This window comes from Kriegella aquimaris, from assembly GCF_900103215.1.
In the GTDB taxonomy this organism is placed as follows: domain Bacteria; phylum Bacteroidota; class Bacteroidia; order Flavobacteriales; family Flavobacteriaceae; genus Kriegella; species Kriegella aquimaris.
In genome coordinates this window covers 415262-434730 of sequence record NZ_FNGV01000003.1, presented here as the reverse complement: position 1 = coordinate 434730, position 19469 = coordinate 415262, and the positions used below count along the sequence as shown (strand labels likewise).

Annotated in this window: 21 protein-coding genes; 9 read left to right on the top strand and 12 right to left on the bottom strand. The window is 39.9% G+C overall.

The genetic code is table 11. From position 1 onward, the window contains the following. The first annotated feature begins 144 nt into the window (after positions 1–144). The 4 genes from BLS33_RS09670 to BLS33_RS09655 all read left to right on the top strand — a co-directional run bounded on the left by BLS33_RS09670 (position 145) and on the right by BLS33_RS09655 (position 4326). On the top strand, positions 145–591 hold the full coding sequence (locus BLS33_RS09670; protein ID WP_089887939.1) for an SRPBCC family protein: 447 nt from the start codon (positions 145–147) through the stop codon (positions 589–591). A gap of 89 nt (positions 592–680) precedes the next feature. Continuing rightward, on the top strand, positions 681–1145 hold the full coding sequence (locus tag BLS33_RS09665) for a (2Fe-2S)-binding protein (RefSeq protein ID WP_089887936.1): 465 nt from the start codon (positions 681–683) through the stop codon (positions 1143–1145). Between the two features lie 3 nt (positions 1146–1148). Then, on the top strand, positions 1149–3509 hold the full coding sequence (locus BLS33_RS09660) for a xanthine dehydrogenase family protein molybdopterin-binding subunit (protein ID WP_089887933.1): 2361 nt from the start codon (positions 1149–1151) through the stop codon (positions 3507–3509). 16 nt (positions 3510–3525) lie between these two features. Further along, complete coding sequence (locus tag BLS33_RS09655) at positions 3526–4326, top strand: FAD binding domain-containing protein (RefSeq protein WP_089887930.1); 801 nt, start codon at positions 3526–3528, stop codon at positions 4324–4326. Positions 4327–4514: 188 nt separating this feature from the next. On the opposite strand, the gene BLS33_RS09650 is transcribed toward BLS33_RS09655, so the two are convergent. Beyond that, positions 4515–4937, bottom strand: a complete 423-nt coding sequence (locus BLS33_RS09650) for a DoxX family protein (protein ID WP_089887928.1) — start codon at positions 4935–4937, stop codon at positions 4515–4517. Between the two features lie 214 nt (positions 4938–5151). Here BLS33_RS09650 and BLS33_RS09645 point away from each other — a divergent pair, with 214 nt between their 5' ends. The 3 genes from BLS33_RS09645 to BLS33_RS09635 all read left to right on the top strand — a co-directional run bounded on the left by BLS33_RS09645 (position 5152) and on the right by BLS33_RS09635 (position 7775). Further along, a complete protein-coding gene (locus tag BLS33_RS09645; protein WP_089887925.1) occupies positions 5152–6141 on the top strand; it encodes an NAD-dependent epimerase/dehydratase family protein in 990 nt (329 codons plus the stop codon). Positions 6142–6204: 63 nt separating this feature from the next. Then, positions 6205–6552 carry a VOC family protein gene (locus BLS33_RS09640; protein ID WP_089887922.1) on the top strand — a complete coding sequence of 116 codons (348 nt, stop codon included), beginning with the start codon at positions 6205–6207 and terminating at the stop codon, positions 6550–6552. Between the two features lie 44 nt (positions 6553–6596). After that, complete coding sequence (locus BLS33_RS09635; protein WP_089887919.1) at positions 6597–7775, top strand: glucosidase family protein; 1179 nt, start codon at positions 6597–6599, stop codon at positions 7773–7775. Positions 7776–7981: 206 nt separating this feature from the next. On the opposite strand, the gene BLS33_RS09630 is transcribed toward BLS33_RS09635, so the two are convergent. After that, on the bottom strand, positions 7982–8911 hold the full coding sequence (locus BLS33_RS09630; RefSeq protein ID WP_089887918.1) for a metallophosphoesterase: 930 nt from the start codon (positions 8909–8911) through the stop codon (positions 7982–7984). A 157-nt stretch (positions 8912–9068) separates the two neighbouring features. Next, entirely contained in the window at positions 9069–9677 is a 609-nt protein-coding gene (locus BLS33_RS09625; RefSeq protein ID WP_089887916.1) for an FMN-binding negative transcriptional regulator, read from the bottom strand. Between the two features lie 132 nt (positions 9678–9809). Here BLS33_RS09625 and BLS33_RS09620 point away from each other — a divergent pair, with 132 nt between their 5' ends. Then, positions 9810–10640 carry an alpha/beta fold hydrolase gene (locus BLS33_RS09620; RefSeq protein ID WP_089887913.1) on the top strand — a complete coding sequence of 277 codons (831 nt, stop codon included), beginning with the start codon at positions 9810–9812 and terminating at the stop codon, positions 10638–10640. 59 nt (positions 10641–10699) lie between these two features. Here the strand turns inward: BLS33_RS09620 and BLS33_RS09615 are convergent, their stop codons facing one another. After that, positions 10700–11533, bottom strand: coding sequence for an endonuclease/exonuclease/phosphatase family protein (locus tag BLS33_RS09615; RefSeq protein WP_245731354.1), 834 nt, complete (start codon positions 11531–11533; stop codon positions 10700–10702). A gap of 217 nt (positions 11534–11750) precedes the next feature. Further along, positions 11751–12506 (bottom strand): endonuclease/exonuclease/phosphatase family protein, encoded by a 756-nt coding sequence (locus tag BLS33_RS09610; protein ID WP_089888186.1) that lies wholly within the window; start codon positions 12504–12506, stop codon positions 11751–11753. Between the two features lie 133 nt (positions 12507–12639). Here BLS33_RS09610 and BLS33_RS09605 point away from each other — a divergent pair, with 133 nt between their 5' ends. Continuing rightward, positions 12640–13023, top strand: a complete 384-nt coding sequence (locus tag BLS33_RS09605) for a glyoxalase superfamily protein (RefSeq protein WP_089887911.1) — start codon at positions 12640–12642, stop codon at positions 13021–13023. Between the two features lie 70 nt (positions 13024–13093). Here the strand turns inward: BLS33_RS09605 and BLS33_RS09600 are convergent, their stop codons facing one another. The 7 genes from BLS33_RS09600 to BLS33_RS09570 form a co-directional block, all read right to left on the bottom strand. After that, positions 13094–14404 (bottom strand): APC family permease, encoded by a 1311-nt coding sequence (locus BLS33_RS09600; RefSeq protein ID WP_089887909.1) that lies wholly within the window; start codon positions 14402–14404, stop codon positions 13094–13096. A gap of 359 nt (positions 14405–14763) precedes the next feature. Next, a complete protein-coding gene (locus tag BLS33_RS09595; RefSeq protein WP_262495070.1) occupies positions 14764–15426 on the bottom strand; it encodes an alcohol dehydrogenase catalytic domain-containing protein in 663 nt (220 codons plus the stop codon). A gap of 318 nt (positions 15427–15744) precedes the next feature. Further along, on the bottom strand, positions 15745–16476 hold the full coding sequence (locus BLS33_RS09590) for a hypothetical protein (protein WP_089887906.1): 732 nt from the start codon (positions 16474–16476) through the stop codon (positions 15745–15747). 182 nt (positions 16477–16658) lie between these two features. Then, positions 16659–16982, bottom strand: coding sequence for a DUF3500 domain-containing protein (locus BLS33_RS09585; RefSeq protein WP_176801364.1), 324 nt, complete (start codon positions 16980–16982; stop codon positions 16659–16661). Between the two features lie 61 nt (positions 16983–17043). Next, positions 17044–17256 carry a hypothetical protein gene (locus BLS33_RS09580; protein ID WP_089887900.1) on the bottom strand — a complete coding sequence of 71 codons (213 nt, stop codon included), beginning with the start codon at positions 17254–17256 and terminating at the stop codon, positions 17044–17046. 360 nt (positions 17257–17616) lie between these two features. Continuing rightward, on the bottom strand, positions 17617–18378 hold the full coding sequence (locus tag BLS33_RS09575) for a hypothetical protein (RefSeq protein WP_089887897.1): 762 nt from the start codon (positions 18376–18378) through the stop codon (positions 17617–17619). A 49-nt stretch (positions 18379–18427) separates the two neighbouring features. Beyond that, the gene (locus BLS33_RS09570) at positions 18428–19465 is read right to left on the bottom strand and encodes a methyltransferase (RefSeq protein ID WP_089887894.1); all 1038 of its coding nucleotides are present in this window, start codon (positions 19463–19465) and stop codon (positions 18428–18430) included. Between the last annotated feature and the right edge of the window lie 4 nt (positions 19466–19469).

Genomic DNA, 19469 nt, shown 5'->3' with positions numbered 1-19469 from the left:
TTATTCAGATTTCTTATCAATAACAAAAAATTAAACTAAAAAATTTACGGATATCATATCTAATTTTTATCTTCAAGGGCGATTATTGGAAGATTCGAATTTATAGCGCTTTTTACGCGTGTCATATTATAAAATAGATAGGAAGTGAAGATTACTGGTAAGTACATGTTAAGCGCGAATACCGATGTATTATGGAAAATGTTAAACGATCCAAAGGTCTTGGAAAAAGTGACTCCTGGAATCAAAACGTTAGAAGCTCAGGGTGAAGATTCGTACAAGGCAATTTCCGAAGTGAAGATAGGGCCGGTTAAAGGAGAATTTAAAGGAGATCTTGCGCTCAAGGATAAAGTTGAAGGAGAAAGCTGTGTAGTGGTTTTGGATCAAAAGAGTAAAATGGGCAATGTTGTAGCCGAAATTGGTATGACGTTGGTTCAAAAGGAAGAAAATCAAACGGAAGTGCAATATACAGGGGAAGCTAAAATGTCGGGCATGTTGGCGCGTATGGGACAACGAATTATGAGTGGAGTGGTCAGTACCCTCTCCAAGCAATTCTTCCAAGCTATGGAAAAGGAATTGCAAGACTCGCAATAATATTTTGCCGATTTATAATTTAAGGGATTTTATCTCCTGCAATATATTGCGACACACACTAAAAAAGTAGCACTTAAATTTATACATATATGAAAATAACTGTTAAGGTCAATGGGGTTGCGTACACCCATGAAGTAGAACCAAGAATTAGCCTTACCCATTATTTACGCGAAATTTTAGACCTCACCGGCACGCATATCGGTTGCGATACCAGTGGTTGTGGCGCCTGTACCGTAACTATGGATGGTAAGGCAGTCAAATCATGCACTATTTTGGCCGTTCAGGCCGACGGTAGCGATATAACCACAATAGAAGGTATGGCCAATGGTAACGAAATGCATCCGATTCAGGCGGCATTTAAAGAGCATCACGGACTTCAATGTGGGTTTTGTACGCCTGGTATGGTAATGACCGCAGCGGATATTCTAAAAAATAATCCGAACCCGACTGAAGAAGAGGTCCGTCATGGATTGGAAGGTAACTTCTGTAGGTGTACAGGATATCATAATATTGTTAAATCTATTCGGCATGCCGCTGAGCAAATAAACAGCTAGAACATGGAAAAGTTTATAGGAAAATCAGTAAAAAGGCGTGAAGATGCCCGTTTTCTAAAAGGGGCCGGAAAATATACCGATGATATCAAGCTGCCTAAAATGACACAGTCGGCTTTTGTAAGAAGTCCGTATGCCCATGCAAAAATTCTTTCCGTTGATATTTCCGAAGCTGAAAAGGCTGAGGGCGTAGTAGCGGTGTTTACCGCGCAAGACGGTTGCGGAGAATATGGTGTTCCGTGCGGATGGCAGGTAGATTTCAAAAATGGGGAAACGATGCGTGAACCGCAACATCCCTTATTGGCTAAAGAAAAAATAAGACATTTAGGGGAGGCCGTTGCCATAGTCATCGCCGAAAGTTTGGAGCTTGCTCGGGATGCTGCCGAATTGGTCGAAGTCGAATATGAAGAACTACCGGCAGTAACAGATCCCAAAAAAGCCATGGAAGAAGGTGCGCCCTTGGTACATGACCAATGGCCGGACAATGCCGCTTTCGATTGGTGTATCGGTAACGATAGGGCAGATGTAGAGGCCGCCTTGGCCACTGCCCACCATGTCACCGAGGTGGAGTATCACAACCAGCGTTTGGCACCCAATGCCATGGAGCCAAGAAGCTATATTGCCGATTATGATGTGAACGCCGATAAATGGACACTCTATACAAGTACACAGAACCCGCATTTGATTCGATTGTTATTATGTGCCTTTGCTTTAGGAATTCCGGAACATAAGGTCCGGGTAGTGTCCTATGATGTGGGTGGCGGATTCGGAAGTAAAATTTATCACTATACCGAAGAAGCGTTGTTAACATGGGCATCAAAGGAAATAGGTCGACCCATTAAATGGACTTCAGATCGAAGTGAGGCCTTTTTGACAGACGCGCATGGACGGGATCATGTGGTGCACTCTCGAATGGGCTTTGATAAAGATGGTAAGATTGTAGCCCATCTTACAGATGAGTTTTGTGGTTTGGGAGCCTATCTCTCCACATTTGCTCCTGCGGTGCCTACTTATTTGCATGGTACTTTGTTTCAAGGGGTATACACTACGCCACTGATACACCTTAATGTGACTGCCCCATTTACGCATACGGTAGCAGTTGATGCCTATCGCGGTGCTGGTCGTCCCGAGGCTACCTATTTATTGGAGCGCATCATCTCAAAAGGGGCGCAAGAAATGAATATGGACCCTACAGAAATTCGATTAAAAAACTTTATACCTCCTTTTGATGGTGTTGAGCAACCTGGTTATCAAACCCAGGTAGCATTACAATATGACAGCGGAAATTACCATGGGGTTTTAAAAAGAGGCTTAGAAATGCTCGGCTATGAAGATTTTAGAAAGGAGCAAAAAGAAGCTCGTGAGAACGGAAGATTACTAGGGGTAGGTTTCTCTACCTATATAGAAGGTTGCGGAATAGCCCCATCGGCAGTTGTTGGTGCTTTGGGCGCTCGTGCCGGACTCTATGAGGTTGGCCAGGTGCGCGTTCAGCCTACCGGTAAGGTTTCGGTTTATACCGGGGCACATTCCCATGGACAAGGTCATGAAACGGTCTTTGCACAATTCGTAGCCGACAAGTTGGGTATTCCTATGGATGATGTTGAAATTGAACATGGTGATACCGAACAAGTAGCCTTTGGTATGGGTACTTATGGTTCTCGAAGTCTCGCCGTTGGCGGAAGCGCTATCGTAAAGAGTATTGAAAAAATATTGGAAAAAGGTGCTAAGATAGCAGCACATAAGTTGGAAGCCGCAGAAGGTGACCTCGAATATGCAGAAGGAAAATGGACCGTAAAAGGAACCGATAAATCCGTTTCTTTCGGCGATGTTTCACTTACGGCCTACGTGCCGCATGACTATCCTGAAGGTTTAGAACCCGGACTTGATTTTTCCAGTTTTTACGACCCGACCAATTTCACCTATCCTTTTGGTACCCATATCGCTGTGGTCGAAGTTGACCCCGATACTGGCAAGGTCGACCTCAAGCGTTTTGTAGCCTGTGACGACGTGGGTAATGTAATGAACCCAATGATCGTAGACGGTCAAATTCAGGGAGGTGTTGCCCAAGGAGTAGGGCAGGCACTGCTTGAAGAGGTAGTTTACGATGAAGGAGGACAAATGATAACAGGCTCATATATGGATTATGCCATGCCAAGAGCCGATGATCTACCGATGATTGAAACCGATCGCACGGTTACCCCTTGTCCGCATAATCCACTGGGCGTGAAAGGTGCTGGTGAGGCTGGTGCAATAGGGTCTACCCCGGCCGTAGTCAACGCCGTAGTCGATGCCTTGGCCCATTTGGGAGTAACTGACTTACAAATGCCGTTAACACCACAGCGTGTGTGGAAAGCAATGCAGAATTAAAATAAAATCCGAAGAAATGATACCATCTAAATTTAATTATATAAAAGCATCTTCGGTCAGTGAGGCCGTAAACTTATTGGACGAGCATGGTTTTGATGCAAAGATTTTATCGGGAGGTCATAGTTTGATTCCTGCTATGAAGTTGAGATTGAACCGGCCCGAAGTCGTTATCGATATTGGTGGCATCCCGGGGTTGGATGTTATAACCGAGGAGGGTGATGCCGTTGTCATTGGTGCCAATTGTACCCATCAACAGATTCTGAATTCTCAGGTAATCTATAAAAATGTAAATATCTTAAAACAGACAGCCGCAACTATTGGAGATGTGCAGGTGCGCAACAAAGGTACCATTGGAGGAAGTCTTGCGCACGCCGATCCATCGGCCGATTATCCCGCTACCGTTCTGGCTTGTGATGCAACGATTATCGTAGCGGGGAAAAACGGAAGTAGAAATATTGCCGCAACCGATTTTTTCCAAGGCATTTTTACTACTGCATTGGAGGATGACGAAATTATTACTGCTGTTCGCTTCCCGAAAATAGCCCACGGCAACTATCACAAATTTTACCAGTCCGCATCGCGATTCGCGGTGGTGGGTGTAGCGGTAGTTTTTGATGGTAGCGGGGTTAAAGTTGGTATTACAGGTGTTGCCGACACTCCTTATAGAGCTACAAAGGTCGAGGAAGCCTATAATGGCGATAGCAGTGCGGCGGAACATGCCGTCGACGGCGTGGAAGTAATGAGCGACCATTTTGCTGATGTAGAGTATCGATCACATTTGGCAAAAGTCTTTGTGAAAAAAGGGCTGGAAGCTTAACTAAGGAATAGCATTTGAATAAAAAAGGGGTGTATAAAAAGTTCTGATTCACGTCATTGCGAGGAACGAAGCAATCTTTAAGTTATTGGCAATCATTAAACAGATTACTTCACTTCGTTCGTAATGACTACTTATTTTAACTTTTTATACACTCCCTTTTTTAATGAACTTAAGGAGTTTCCAGTTTATTACTTTTCCATTTTCAGGTAATAATCCGATGAATGTTTTCCTGAGCCGTAGAAAACGAAAAAGAGGCAAACCAATAGAGTGACCGAGGCCAACAATAAATTGTTTACGTTCATTTCTCCCAAAAAGTTAACTAGTACCGCACCGATTAAAATCGGTAATTGGGCAATGACGGCCCAACGGGTCAATAGCCCGATAACGATTAAAAAACCACCGACAAAATGGGCCGGTGCTACATAGTGTAAAATACCCATACCTCCCGGTATGTTCTGAAAGGGTTTTATGACTTCTGCCATATGTTCTTGGTTCGACATGAAATCTACTCCTTTCATAAAAAGAAAAACGCCTAGTACTACGCGTAACAGATCGAGGGGGTAATACGTGTGGGCATTTGCCCACTTGTTTAAAGATTTAATTGTTGCCATGACGAAGAATGTATTGATTGTGCATCTTTAAGGTACTCATTTTTAGAATACTATGAAAATAAAAGTGCAGAGAAAAGAAGGTGTAAAATAATTTATAAAAGGATTTATTATTCAAATCGCAGTCGTTTGAAACTACCTTTTGAATAAAATAGAACTCCTTTATTTCGAGTTGTCATAACTTTGAAATACAACAGTTTTTAATAAAATAGGAAGGATGAAAGTTTTATTTATTGGAGGTACGGGAAATATCAGTATGGCGTCTAGTCGCCTGGCATTTGAAAAAGGAATCGATCTTTATCATCTGAACCGAGGAAAGACAACGACAACTTTGTCCGGAGTAAAAACGATTCTTGGTGATATAACCAAACCTGGAACGTTGGCCGAACTCCAAAAACATGATTGGGATGTAGTCGTAAACTGGATTGCTTTTACTGCCGAAGACATTGAACGTGATATTTTATTATTCAAGGACAAAACAAAACAGTATATTTTTATAAGTTCTGCTTCCTGCTATCAAACCCCCTTGCTTTATCCCATTATTACGGAATCGACCCCGTTGCACAATACGCTTTGGGATTATTCCTATAATAAAATTAAATGTGAAGATCGTTTGATGAAGGCATATCGCGAAGAAGGTTTCCCGATTACCATCGTTCGACCGTCTTTGACCTATGATACGGTAATCCCCATTGCCATTGGAGGGTTTAGAGACTATAACACTGCCGATAGAATATTAAAAGGGCAGAAGATTATCGTTCATGGCGACGGCACTTCGTTATGGACGGTCACCCATTCCGATGATTTGGCCAAAGGTTTTGTGGGCCTTTTAGGATTAACACAGGCAATCGGGCATGCATTTCATATTACTTCAGATGAAATTCTAAGCTGGAATACTATTTATAAAATATTGGCCGAAAGCTTGGGCCGTGAGGCGAATATGGTACATATCGCTTCCGATTTTATTTGTAAGATTGAACCCTCGTATACCGGAACACTTTTGGCGGATAAAGGCGAAAGTGTGATTTTTGATAATACCAAGATAAAAACGTTTGTCCCTGATTTTAAAGCTACGATTCCCTTTGCCCATGGTATCAAAAGAACATTGCGTTGGTTGGATGAAAAGCCCGATAGGAAAATAATCAACCCCGAAGAAACCAAAAGAATCGAAAATATTTTAAGCGCCTATAAAAGACTTTTGGGATAAATAAGAAAGTAACTTTATTCATCAATTGTAGCCAACTGAGTATAATAGCTAAACCGGGTAAAAATGGACATACAGGACAGTCACATAAACTATGTTGAATTCAGGGCAAAAGACCTTAAAGCCATAAAGAAATTTTATAAAGCTTCTTTCGATTGGATCTTTACGGATTATGGAACAACATATACCGCTTTTTCAAATAGCGGACTTGAGGGTGGATTTGAAAAAACAGACACCGACCCCATTAATGGCGCATTAGTTGTTTTATATCACCACAACCTAGAATCCATAAAAAATCGGATTATAGCGGCTGGAGGAAAGATTACAATAGCTATTTTTTCTTTTCCCGGTGTGCGTAGATTCCATTTCTCCGACCCTGCGGGAAATGAACTGGCCGTTTGGTCGGATAATTAGCGGGTAAAAAAACTGGAACCTTCAAAGCTGACAAATATTTATAAATGATAAGAAAAGCAACTGCCTCCTTAATTGTTTTATTACTATGCTGTGGCCTTTCCATTTCTCAAAAGACGGCTAATCCCTACGAACTCCCACTGGAAGAAGTGCACTGGATGCGTGAAGCCACATTGCAACAATTAAATGGATGTTGCGTAAAGGGAACCAATGGCTTGTGGCTTCATACACCTGACGGAGTTGGTAATTATAAAGCACTTTGGACACGGGATTTTTATTACATGGTCGAATATGCTGGAGATTTAATGGACCCAGAGGAAATAAAAGCATCTATTCATTACCTAATGAATGGTCAACGGGAAGATGGCTGTATGCCCGACCGTGTTAATGTTGACGCCAAGGCCGTTTACAGTCCTGGTGGAGACAATAACCCAATGGCAGACCATGCGCTGGACAACGGACCATTTATGGCACTGCTCGTTTGTTCCTATGTAAATCAATTTAAAGACGCAGCTCTTTTTGGTGCTGTTGAAGAAAAGCTTCTGAAAGGTCTCGATTTTATCAATCGAGCATCGAGCGGTTTGGTTTATAATGATCCAGAAAATCCGCAGTGTGTTTATGGGTTTACCGATACCGTTAAAAAAACCGGAAACCTTTTGTTTACATCCTTAATCTATTACAAGGCCTGTAAAGAAATGGAAGCACTTAGCCGCAAATACGAGAATGGAAATCCGAACATTTACAGCGTTCGCGCCAAAAACATCCAAAAAAGCATTCACAAGCTGATGGATGAAGAGTCAGGCATGTTCTGGGCCGCTGATAAAGACTGTAGGCAAATTGATATTTGGGGGAGTGCCTACGCGGTTTATGTCGGAATAACAAGCGAAGAACAAAGCAAAAAAATCTCAGAGTACCTGATTCATAATGTCGATCAAATTTTTATGAACGGGCAAATAAGACATTTACCTGGCAGCGATGCCAGTTGGAATAATCTATTTGTGCCTATTGCAGAAGGAGCTTATCAAAACGGTGCTTATTGGGCAACACCTTTGGCATGGGTCGTTCCGGTAATAGCCAAACAAGATAGGCCCTTGGCAAAGAAACTACTACAAGATGTAATTAAAGATTTTCAAAAAAATGGCATCAACGAATGTATCAATACGGACTATATTAATATTCCAAATTACGTAGCTAGTGGCACCAATGTATATTGGCTTACTCGTTGATACCCATAAAGAATAGCTGCTAATTTTAAGCAGTTCTTTTATAATGTGCCAAAGGTTAAGGCTACATGATTATAGATTACTGAAAACGACCAAAATACTTAGTAGCCCAAAATAGAGTAATCAAAACGTTAATGTCCAGAATATTTTGAAGCTCACTGTTAGATAAAGGGAACGCTAAAAAGTGCTCAAGCTTGATATTGGAAACTTTAATCCAAGAAATCCCGATCAAATACAAAGGGTTGCTCCAAGTTTGGGTTAACGGTTATTTTGACCGCCCTAGGCCCAGAATCGACTTGAACGCGCAGAATGTTCTTTTCGTCATAAGGGCGGTTTTGAAACCAAATATGCCCGTCTCCCTGAATATATAGTATGGGTTTATTAAAAGCTGCAGCTGTTGCCCTGAAAGATTCGGTAAAGGTGTTGAATTTTGCAGATCCGGTTTCCACCATATTGGCATGGCCAAAAACAACTAGGGCCTCTATATCGTTATCATGCACTTCAACCTGACTTTTGACCCAATTGGCATCATCGGTTAGGCGTTCTTCCCATTCATCGGCATCATGAACACTGCTGCCAACAATATTCACCCCGATAAAAAGTACTTTTTTTGTTACCCAAGCGAAATTTTCGACTCGTTCTTCCTGATAGGCCACCGTATACGGAAAAGACCAATTTTCGTTAAGATGCAAAAAATACTGATTCCATAATGAGAGGCCTTGAGCTGGGTCATCACAATCATTGTACTCATTATCACCAAGTACAATAAACGTAGGTGTTTCAAATTCTTTTAAAATCGTGCTAACATCTTCATAGACACTTTCTTCACAGGGTACCGCACCTGGCTTAATGTCGCCCACATGTACAACAAATTCTGAATCTGCCTTGGTATTGTGGGTATTGATCATCTCTATAAGACCGGTACGCTCTTCTTCGTCATAAGGCACATCGCCGATGACAGTAAACACCACCGAATCTAACTTTGCAGTAGGAATATCATCATCGGTGCCGTCATCAGTCTTGGTTTTAGAATTACTGGAACAGCAAACGATGAGCAACAAACCCAAAAGGAATATCATTGGTTTTATCGTCTTCAGTGCGCATAGGACCATTGCCTTTTTTTCTTCAGCGTTTTTCATATGATTTTTTATGGAAGTACTAACAATTGAAATGATGATATAAATAATGAAATTTAAATAAGTTCTCTTTAGGGTGGAATGCTTGCTAAATGTAATAAATTCTATTGCGCCATACTACTGATGACAGAAACAATGGACAAAAGTCGATAAAATCGGATTAATTATCTTTTTTCATAGCGTTTGCTATGGCTTTACTGGCCGGGTCTTTTTTCTCTAATTCTTTGATTATTCTCCGGTGGTCGTCTTCTTCTCTTGTCTGTGACAATTTGTACGCTGCCATGATTTCCTTAATCTCAATTTGAAATCCAACGACCCCACGTACCTGACTTAAGGTCTTTGGTGACAGCTTTTCTACGGCAATGGGCTCTTTCGAGTCAACCTCGTATTTGTCCACTAATTTTTTCAGATGCATCATCAACTCATCGCCTTCAATTATTTTCAGGGAGCCATAAACATGAACGGCAATATAGTTCCAAGTGGGTACCTCTTCATCTTTATACCAAGAGGAAGAAACATAACTGTGAGGTCCGTTAAAAATGCAAAGTACTTCGGGTTCCATTTCAAAATTCTTCCATTGTGGGTTGGCTTTTGCAATATGCCCCATAAATACCTCCTTTCCATTTTCAGCAATATCCAATTCCAAGGGTATATGTGTCCCCCAGGGCCTTCCATCTACCTGATTGATTAAAATGCCAAAACTGTTATGTGACAAAAAGTCTTTGACTTCGGCTAGATTTTCGTTTCTATAATGGTGGGGAATATACATAGGTGAACTCAAATTGGGTTAAGGGAAAAGCTTATGTTAAAAGTAGCATAAAACGACAATTAGACCAATAATTATAGCAATAAAGGAAAAAACCAAACCGCTATTTTTTTAACTTCGATAAAAACTTAGAACATGCCATTTATAACAAACAAAACAGCAAAAGAACAGGTCGATATCTTTTACGAGGATTACGGAACTGGTAAACCGGTCATTTTAATCCATGGATGGCCTTTGAGCCACAAATCATGGGAACAACAGGTATGGAAAATCGTTGAATCGGGATTCCGATGTATATCATATGATAGACGTGGTTTCGGTATTTCCTCGGCACCTTGGGAGTCGTATGATTACTCTGCACTCGCAAGCGACCTTAACGAAATCATTAAGCAATTGAATTTGGAAGACTGCACCATCGTGGGGTTCTCTATGGGCGGTGGTGAAGTTGTTCGCTATTTGACCGATTTTGGTGCAGCTAAAATTGCCAAAGCGGCTTTGATCAGTTCCATTATTCCATTGGTAAAAAAGAAAGAGGATAACCCCAACGGTGTTCCCGAAGAGGCTTTGAACGGTATTAAAGACGCTTTACAGAATGATCGGGTCGGCTTCTTAAAGAATTTTCATAAAGGATTCTACAGCTACGATAAAAATAAAGATCGAATAAGTGAAGCACAGCTCGACTATGATTTCAGTATCGCTTCCCATGCATCACCTAGGGCAACCATACAAGCAGCCCTGGCCTGGATGCATACCGATTTTAGACCTGAACTCAAAAACGTTACAGTACCGACTTTGATTGTTCACGGCGACGGTGATGAAACGGTGCCTATGTCAACTTCCGCCGATCAGGCAGCCAAAGGTATTGCCGATAGTACATATAAGGTGATCAAAGGAGGTCCACATGGTTTAAACATCACGCATGCCGACGAACTGAACGAAATTTTAATCGATTTTCTAAAAAACTAGGAAAGAACGAGAAGAAAGTGGGTGTTTGCCCTTATCAAACACCCACTTTTTCAAAAAAATCACCATGAAACCGTAGCAAGTACTGGTAAATGGTCTGAAATATGGTTGTTATTTTCCATTCGATCATCAATATGGATGTAACTCTCAACTTTAAAATTCTTTACGAAAATATAGTCGATTCTACGTTTTAAGACCCTGTTGTGGTCAAAACCGTTGCTGGTGCCGGTGGGGCCATAAAAAGCTTGTCTGGTTGACATTCGTCCATCGGTCAATTTTTTTTGCAAGAATTGTATGGGCTTCTCTTCAGGTGCTAAATTAAGATCACCCATAAATGCTACAGGAAGATTTTCCGAGTTTAACTCCTCGATTTTTTGAACGACCAACCTTGTGGAGTTCGCCCGGGCATCTTTGCCGCGATGGTCAAAATGAGTGTTGAAAACCCAGAATTTTTTATGGTCTTGAAGGTTTTCAAAAAGGGCATAGGTACAGATTCTTTCGAGCGAGGCGTCCCAGCCTTTAGAAACTTTTTCTGGTGTTTCCGATAGCCAAAAGGTATTTGATTTGAGCACTTTTAATTTTCTTGCATCATAAAAGATAGGCGCATATTCCCCATTGGTTTTTCCATCGTCACGGCCCACTCCGACATAGGAGTAATGATTTAGACCACTATCTAGATAAATGAGTTGGTTGTGCAATACTTCTTGCATTCCGACAACTTCGGCCTGGTAGTGTTTTACGAGATCGACCATGGCTTCCTTTCGAAAATTCCAGTTATTGACCGTGTCGGTTACATTGTCGTATTTGATGTTGTAGGTCATCATTTTTATCTCTTGTCCGTGGCCTATGGTTACAGAGAAGAAAATCAGTATTACAAAAAGGCGAATGATTGTCATATAGGTTGGAATTTAATTTGAATGTGCAATTTAGGAATAATCACTATGTTAATAAATTGGAATCGGAAGAAAGGGAGTGTTTGAGAAGGGGCCTTTATCTGCCTTTGCTAGGTACGAAGCAAACTGTAACATTTGGGCAGTTCGCACAAAGATTACTTCGCTTTGATCGTAATAACGTTTGGTTTGCCCTTCTAAAACACGCACTTCCTAAAAAATTTCACCATGAAACCGTAGCGAGCACGGGTAAATGGTCTGAGATATGTTTATTATTGTCCATGCGGTCATCGATGTGTATATAGTTTTCTACTTTGAGATTTTTCACAAAAAGGTAGTCAATCTTATTGACCAAAGGTCGGTCGTCAAAACCACTAAAGGAGCCTGCGGGCCCGTAGAACGGTTTTTGAGTGATTTCTTGTCCTTCATCTAGATTCTTCTTAAGCATTTTAATTGGTTCTTTGTCAGGTGTAAGGTTGAGGTCGCCCATAAGTACCAAGGCTAATTTTTCGGAGTTTATTTCCTTTATTTTTCTCAGAATTAATTTTACCGATTCTTCTCTGGCCTTAACCCCGCGATGATCAAAATGGGTATTAAAGATGTAGATTTTTTCTTTTGTTTTCAGGTCTTCGAATAGCCCATAGGTACAGATACGCTCCAAAGAGGCATCCCATCCTTTAGAAACTTTTTCCGGAGTATTGGAAAGCCAAAACGTTTCCGATTTCAATAGTTTGTAATTTTTAGAGTCGTATAAGATAGGGGCGAACTCTCCTTTTTTCTTTCCGTCATCCCGACCTACACCAATATATTTATAATTAGGTAAAGATGCGTCTAAATATTCCAATTGGTTATAAAGCACCTCTTGCATGCCAATGAGTGAAGCTTCATAATACTTTAAAAGTTTCACCATGCTCTCTTTGCGGTCATTCCAGTTATTTATGGTGTCGCCCTTATTGTCATATTTGATGTTGTAAGACATTAGTTTGGTCGTTTGACCGAAGGCAAAAACAGCTAGTAAAAATAAGATTAGAAGCGAGGAACATCTTTTAAGCAACATGTTAAGGGTTTTTTAATTTGGCGGTAATTTAGTAATAAACCTTTAATTTTAGGGTATGCAGAGAAGAGGATATTTACATCAAATACACCCTGTGTTGCCCGTTAAGGATGTAGTCGAGGCGCTAGATTTTTATGTGAACCGATTGGGTTTTAAAATTGCGTTTGCCGATGATAGTAAAAATCCAAAATACGCGGGAATTCTTAGAGATGGTATAGAAATTCACCTGCAATGGCACGATGCAGCTGAATGGGAGGAAAATGCCGACAGGCCAATGCTTCGTATCGTGACCCAGAATATCGAAACACTTTTTGAAGAATATGCGGCAAATGATGTTTTTCATGCACATACGCTGTTGCGCGAAACCGCTTGGGGCACTAAGGAATTTGCTTTTTATGACCCATTTAAGAACGGATTGACGTTTTATAGGGATGTAAAGTAATACGATTTGTAAATCGTCCTGTGACAGAATCAATATAGTTCCTCTTAATCTTGTTTTCACCGATCATTTTTTACTTGGCATTTGTGCGAAATTTATCCTTTAGAAAATAAATCAACGATAAAATCAAAATGAAAAGTCCGAAACCAAAAACTTCATTTTGAGTAAGGTTTGATAATAGCCAAAGAATGGTGAGGACCGATAAAATCGGAATTAAATAACCTCCTGGTATCCTGAATTCATTGGTTTGCGTTTTGAGGTCGCGTGCATTCCGTCTCAGTTTGATTACAGATAATGAGACGCCTAGATAAACCAGCAAAATCGTAGCGGTGGAAATGACTGCCAGTTGCTTAAACCCGCCGAATGAGGCAAATAGAAATCCCATAGTGGCATAGGCAATTATTGCAATATAAGGCGTAGAAAATTTATGGTGAATTTCTGCTAGCGACTTGAAAGGCAACACATTGTCTTTCGAGGCCCGAAATAGTATTCTGGGTAGACTCAACACGGCACTGGTCAAAGTGCCAAAAATAGAAATAGCTGCACCAACGACCAATATTGAAAAACCAATTGGACCAAAAACTTGATTTGCCACAGCACTCAAAGGGTTTTCTATAAAAGTCGGCAATAATTCTCCAAGAACTCCTTGTGAAACCGTTTGGATAAGTATATAAAGCATCAATACACTGACAATACTTATAAATATGGCTTTTGGAATCGTACGCTGTGGGTTTTTGACCTCACCACTTATTGACAAACCTGATTCTGCCCCTTGAAAGGCGAAAAACAGAATGAGTGATACTTTTCCGAATTCTAGTAGGGTAGGTGTTGAATTTATTTCAAGATTGTCAAAAGATACATGCCCCCATGAAAAGAAAACCAGCAATAAAAGGGGAATTAATTTGGTGATGGTTATTAGCTTTACCAAAGCCATCCCTTCTTTGATACCTCTGATATTGACATAGCCTAACCCAGCGAACATGATAAGAAAGGTAATGATTCTTACGAATTGAGATTTAAATAACGGAAACATAGAACCTACAACATCGACCAAAGCATTGGCAATTGCGGCATCGGAAGTGGTAGACGAAAAAATAAACAGAATTGCCGTCAAAAAGCCAAAATATGGCCCAAAAGATGATGCTATGTAGGTGTACGCCCCCCCAGAAGTCGTTATTTTACTTCCGACTTCGGCAAAACAAAGCATTACCAACCCGATAAGAAGACCACAGAATAAGTACGCAAATATACTGGCGGCACCAAGTCCGGCAGCAACAATCGCCGGCAGCGCAAATATACCGGCCCCGATCATAATATTGATCAGATTACTACTCAGCCCTAAAACCCCAACTTCCCTTTTTAAATATTCGTTGGTTTCTCTCATTTTTTAATTGTGGTTTTAGGTCGGTGGTTGATTATAGTTTTAAACGCTAAGCATCGTTCGATGTACTTAAATATAAGTTCTTTTAACCATATGCGACGCAGAACCTGCCCATGTCTTACTGACGTTGCAGGCATCCGTCAATTTATACTATTTATTAGTTCTGTTATAATCTCTTCACTAGTTTTAATTCCCCATCGATTTCTCTTAAATCACAGCGCTCAAAGAAGAGGTCGTTTTGCAAGCATAAGAGGCCGAATCTGCTTTGCGCCAAAAGTAGAAATCACATGAGTAAATCAAAGGATTTATCGGCCATGTTTAATATGTCAAAGCCCTTAAATATAGGGATTTTACACTATTTGTTATGGCAAATGTTGTGAGTAGTTATTTTTCAGTACTATCCTAAATCGAGCTTTACCGTTTTCTAGGTGTTCAATTGCTTCATTTACCTTCTCCATTGGAAATTCTTCAACATCTGGATAAATATGGTGTCTTACACAAAAATCAAGCATGGTTCCGGTGATGCTTTCTAATTCTTCAGGAGCTGTTGAATCAATCACCTGGCTGGCTCCCATAATCAAAATTTCTTCCTTTTTATTCGCATTTGAGCTAAACGCAATTACTTCACACCTCCAATGTTTTAAGAATTTGAGGGCCATATGTCCTAATCCTCCAATTCCTATGACAGCAACCTTATCCGTTGGTTTAACCCCAGCTAATATTATTGGATTGAAAACTGTAATCCCTCCACAAAGCAGAGCGCCAGCTTTACTAATATCAATTGCATCTGGGAGCGGAATGGCCCAAGACCAATGTCCACGAACCTTGTCGGAAAATCCACCGTTTCGACCTACAATAATAGCCTCGCTTTTAGAGCAAAGATGGTGTTGCCCGTCCATACATTGCTCGCAACTCATGCAAGAAGATGACATCCACCCCAATCCTACTTTGTCTCCATCTTTCACATTTTTAACCGCGTTACCTGCAGCTATTATCTCTCCAATTATTTCGTGACCAGGAACAATTGGATATTAAGTCATTCCCCAATCATTATTTGTCATACTTAAATCCGAATGACAGATACCACAATAGAAAACTTTAATATCGACTTGTTCAGCACCTATCGCTCCTAATTCATATGAATAAGGCGTTAATTTTGCTTTTGGTTCAATGGCTGCGTATCCGTTAACTTTTATCTGTTTGATTATTTAATTTATAAATTGTTTGAATGGTGCCAACGATTTAGTATAAGAATAGTATTGGATTTTCAAACGCTACTATTTTAATTTTTTACAATTACTTATAGCCATCCTAAACTCATATTTTATTACACTTCACTTTTATTATGTAATCGGTAATTTTACAAACCAAGTTGCAATTGAATCCCATAAATGAAAGCTTACTTGAAAGAAAATGAGATAGTGAAAAATCATAAATATTCCTAAAAGTAAAGGGAAAACCCATCGTCCGTTGGTTTGTTTTCTTTCAATAATAATAAGCGAAATAATCAGTGCATACAATATAGCAACAGTAATTCCCAATCCAAGCATAAAATCAGGATTTGGTAATAAAGTAAGCGTAATAAAACGGCCTAATGTTGGTTCTACAAATACAACACCAGTAGCAATCATGGCACGCGCATGAATTTGCATATTATGTCTGTTCAACATCGCTATAGTAAACATGATACTTATAATAACTAAATCTTTTAATTGCAACCACAAACTAGCGCCTAATCCTTCGGTAATTATACCATCAATTCTATAATGTTTCAGTAAAATTACAGACACTATAAACAAGGGTAAAATGATAAAACTTAATTTCCCAATTTTCCTATGGATTGAGAGTTTCTTTTTCTTAATAAGTATGGGTTGAACAATCAATAGCATTATCCATAATGATGCCATTGCAAAATGAAAATGAAAATAAAAATTGAAGTTGGCTGTGCCATCAAAGAATTTTGAGAAGTACGTAGGCCAAAAACCTAAAAGTGCAAGAGCTATTAAACCTATCGCATAATATCCGGCTTTATCGAACTTGATTTTTTCAGCTCTTTTTGAGATAGTTTCTTTCATTTTTGATTTTTCCACTACTTGGACGCTTACTCTAATTGATTTTTAGCTTCTCTGTTATTAATTATTATGTTCGTTTCTACGGTTATGTTGCATTGATGTCAAAGTTTAAATAAACTACTTTTTTAATGGCGTTTATTTTTTGTTAGACACTTTAACATCCGATTTCACACATAAAATATGTTTTATTTATTGTGTGGGTGTTCTTTGTAATGCTGCTTGAGTAGGTCTTTGCCATAATCATTGCCGTTTGGTTTGCGCACAACAGCACGAATATGTTGCCGATGTACATCACTTCCATATAATTTTTTTGTCGCAACTGGTCTCTGATGATCAAATTCAATTAATATTCCAGGACTTTGAATTCGATAGTAATATACGGAAGTGTCTTCGTTCCCTCCAATCCAGGCAAACCGTGTATCATCAATATATTTTTCTACCTCGTTCATTTTGACTTTGGCATGGCCATCATCCATATGGTCTACATAAAGTTTTATCAATAGGAGCAACTAATCCTTTTGTTCCTTTGTAAATAACGATGCCTTTGTATCCGTGTGGTACAACATTACATTATCTTTGATAAGCTTCTGTTAGGTTGTTATTTCCTTCTTTTGATGACTCGATTACAGCGTCATTTTCTTGCTTGTCATTTAAGGATCTAAGCATTTTCAATCCTGAATCTTGCTCATTCTGCAGGATTTCAATTCCTTCCTGAACATTTCCATCAATGGTAATTCCCTTAAATGGTTCTGCCAAGCCTTTAGTTTCATTTTCGATGGACATTTGTCTAAATCTTTCCTTTCGTTCCGGACCTGTTACCTGTGCGAAAACTTGACTGCCAAATGAGATTAATAAAAACAAAAGACAAATAGAAAGCAGTATCTTTTCATGGCTTTAAAATTTGTTGTTAATCTCTTTATTACAGTGTTTAACGTAGGTATACAGGTAACACAGTGTATGTTTCCTTTTGTAGTTACTGCTTATTTAAAGACGGTTATACCGTTCTTCTAAATCACCTTATTTAAATTCTGAACAGCTAATTCTATTTTTCCAGCTGCAAAGCGCACACAATGCTTGCAAAACCAAAGTAAACCGGGTTTTGCAAGCATCGGTCAGTTTATGCAAAAGCTAATTCAAATTCGACTACTGGCGGGGTGCGGCAATTACTTTGGCATTCGGCCCGCTAAGGTCTTTTCTCAGCGTCCATATTTCAGTTGAATCTCCATTTGTAGTGGCCTCTACATCGGCCAAAAACTTTGCGAAGCTTCCGGCTCCATGGACTTCTTCGAAATTTTGAACGAATTTGTCCTCCTTTCCTAACCATGAAGAACTATCAAAGAAATCGACCCAGCCGAAATCGAGTCCATCCATATTGGGCAGCTCATTGGTATAGACACCGTAAATCTGATCGGGCATTTTTTCCTTATAAACTTTTACCACTTTATTGACCACTTTTTCCATAAATTCGCTGCTCTTAAATCTTTTCACATCAACCATAAATACCGAGACTTTGTTGATTTCAAAATCTTTTGAAAAGTTGGAAAGTTCAGGATGCATTTTCATATAATTGACTTCAACTTCAGGTTCCAGATACTGACTTATGTTCTTATTGTTGTCATCTGTATGGGCCTGGGTTGATGGTCTTCCATCCATAGCACTCCAAGGCAGTGGTCCCATGATTAACATGTACTTTCCGGCATTTTTTCCATTAAGTACATTGTATACTCTTGCTCCATAGGGTCCTTCGGCATGAAACTTTTTGTTGTGAGCGGCTATGCCCGCCTCGAATTCGGTAATTTTTTCAGACTTCACGGTCAACATAACATTTTCGATGACCAAAGTTTCGTTCGTTTGCGCTACTACCAAGAATGGTAAGAGCAATAGTGTGTACAGTATTTTTTTCATTGGTTATAGTATTTAATTGCCTGTCTGTTGACAGACTGGGTTTATAATCTTATTTAATGGCAATTGCCGCACTTGACGGTCCGGTTAATGGCATGATATTCATTTTGGTAAATCCAGCCTCTTTTGCCAATTTGTTAAAATCTGACACGGTAAAATCATAACCTTCAGTCGTTTCTATTAGCATATTCAAAGACATCAATAGTCCGAATGCATTTTCACTACGGTTGTCATCAATTATATTTTCAATGATAACCAAGGCTCCGCCTTTTGGCAATGCATCATAGGCCTTTTGGATAAGCATCTTTTTGTCTTTGGTGCCCCAATCATGCAAGATCTGTCCCATTGTAATGATATCGGCTTTTGGAAAATTGTCGGTAAAAAAGTCCCCTGAAACTACTTTGACCTTTTCGCCCAGACCCATAGCATTTAAATTTTCTTTGGCGATGGGGGAGACAGGAGCCAGGTCGAACGTAGTACATTGCACATGTTTGTGGTTTGTGGCCACTTGGGCAGAAAGTGCGCCACCCGCGCCACCAATGTCACATAGTGTCTTGTAGGGAGAAAAGTCAAATTGTTTGGCGAATGCAATAAAATTCCCCATCTGAACGCCACCCATGGCACTGACAAATTCCCTCAGTTTTTTTGGATCCGCATATACCGCTTCGAAAATTGGTTCGCCTCCATTTTTTGTTTCATTTTGTGGTAGTCCGGTTTTTAGGCCATCTTCCAGATCATTCCAAAAGGGATAGAGACGGTTATTGCACATTTCTAATATCCCGCCGACATAGCTGGGTTTGTTCTTATCCAAGAACATATCAGAATCCGGTGCATTTTTGTAAAGACTGGTTTCTTTTATTCCTGTTCTTTTTAGAAACCCCAAAGCTACAAGCGCATCTAAAAAGTCATAGAGGTTGCGATTATGGAGCCCGAGTCTGCTTTGAATATCCTTGCCGGAAAGTTCTCTTTTCGAAAGGATGGTAAAAAGTTCCATATTGACTGCGGTCAGTAAGGTCTTAGTAGCCATAAATCCTGTGCCGACCTGCATAATTTTTGAAGGATCTACTTGTGTTTGTGTTGATGTTTCCATAGTA

What these genes read in the sequence shown, in the direction of transcription:
- BLS33_RS09640 (WP_089887922.1), top strand. Translation starts at nt 6,205, where the DNA reads ATGGACATACAGGACAGTCACATAAACTATGTTGAATTCAGGGCAAAA.
- BLS33_RS09570 (WP_089887894.1), bottom strand. Translation starts at nt 19,465, where the DNA reads ATGGAAACATCAACACAAACACAAGTAGATCCTTCAAAAATTATGCAG.
- BLS33_RS09605 (WP_089887911.1), top strand. Translation starts at nt 12,640, where the DNA reads ATGCAGAGAAGAGGATATTTACATCAAATACACCCTGTGTTGCCCGTT.
- BLS33_RS09665 (WP_089887936.1), top strand. Translation starts at nt 681, where the DNA reads ATGAAAATAACTGTTAAGGTCAATGGGGTTGCGTACACCCATGAAGTA.
- BLS33_RS09625 (WP_089887916.1), bottom strand. Translation starts at nt 9,677, where the DNA reads ATGTATATTCCCCACCATTATAGAAACGAAAATCTAGCCGAAGTCAAA.
- BLS33_RS09635 (WP_089887919.1), top strand. Translation starts at nt 6,597, where the DNA reads ATGATAAGAAAAGCAACTGCCTCCTTAATTGTTTTATTACTATGCTGT.
- BLS33_RS09610 (WP_089888186.1), bottom strand. Translation starts at nt 12,506, where the DNA reads ATGTCTTACAACATCAAATATGACAATAAGGGCGACACCATAAATAAC.
- BLS33_RS09615 (WP_245731354.1), bottom strand. Translation starts at nt 11,533, where the DNA reads ATGACAATCATTCGCCTTTTTGTAATACTGATTTTCTTCTCTGTAACC.
- BLS33_RS09620 (WP_089887913.1), top strand. Translation starts at nt 9,810, where the DNA reads ATGCCATTTATAACAAACAAAACAGCAAAAGAACAGGTCGATATCTTT.
- BLS33_RS09630 (WP_089887918.1), bottom strand. Translation starts at nt 8,911, where the DNA reads ATGAAAAACGCTGAAGAAAAAAAGGCAATGGTCCTATGCGCACTGAAG.
- BLS33_RS09650 (WP_089887928.1), bottom strand. Translation starts at nt 4,937, where the DNA reads ATGGCAACAATTAAATCTTTAAACAAGTGGGCAAATGCCCACACGTAT.
- BLS33_RS09655 (WP_089887930.1), top strand. Translation starts at nt 3,526, where the DNA reads ATGATACCATCTAAATTTAATTATATAAAAGCATCTTCGGTCAGTGAG.
- BLS33_RS09660 (WP_089887933.1), top strand. Translation starts at nt 1,149, where the DNA reads ATGGAAAAGTTTATAGGAAAATCAGTAAAAAGGCGTGAAGATGCCCGT.
- BLS33_RS09575 (WP_089887897.1), bottom strand. Translation starts at nt 18,378, where the DNA reads ATGAAAAAAATACTGTACACACTATTGCTCTTACCATTCTTGGTAGTA.
- BLS33_RS09590 (WP_089887906.1), bottom strand. Translation starts at nt 16,476, where the DNA reads ATGAAAGAAACTATCTCAAAAAGAGCTGAAAAAATCAAGTTCGATAAA.
- BLS33_RS09645 (WP_089887925.1), top strand. Translation starts at nt 5,152, where the DNA reads ATGAAAGTTTTATTTATTGGAGGTACGGGAAATATCAGTATGGCGTCT.
- BLS33_RS09580 (WP_089887900.1), bottom strand. Translation starts at nt 17,256, where the DNA reads ATGTCCATCGAAAATGAAACTAAAGGCTTGGCAGAACCATTTAAGGGA.
- BLS33_RS09600 (WP_089887909.1), bottom strand. Translation starts at nt 14,404, where the DNA reads ATGAGAGAAACCAACGAATATTTAAAAAGGGAAGTTGGGGTTTTAGGG.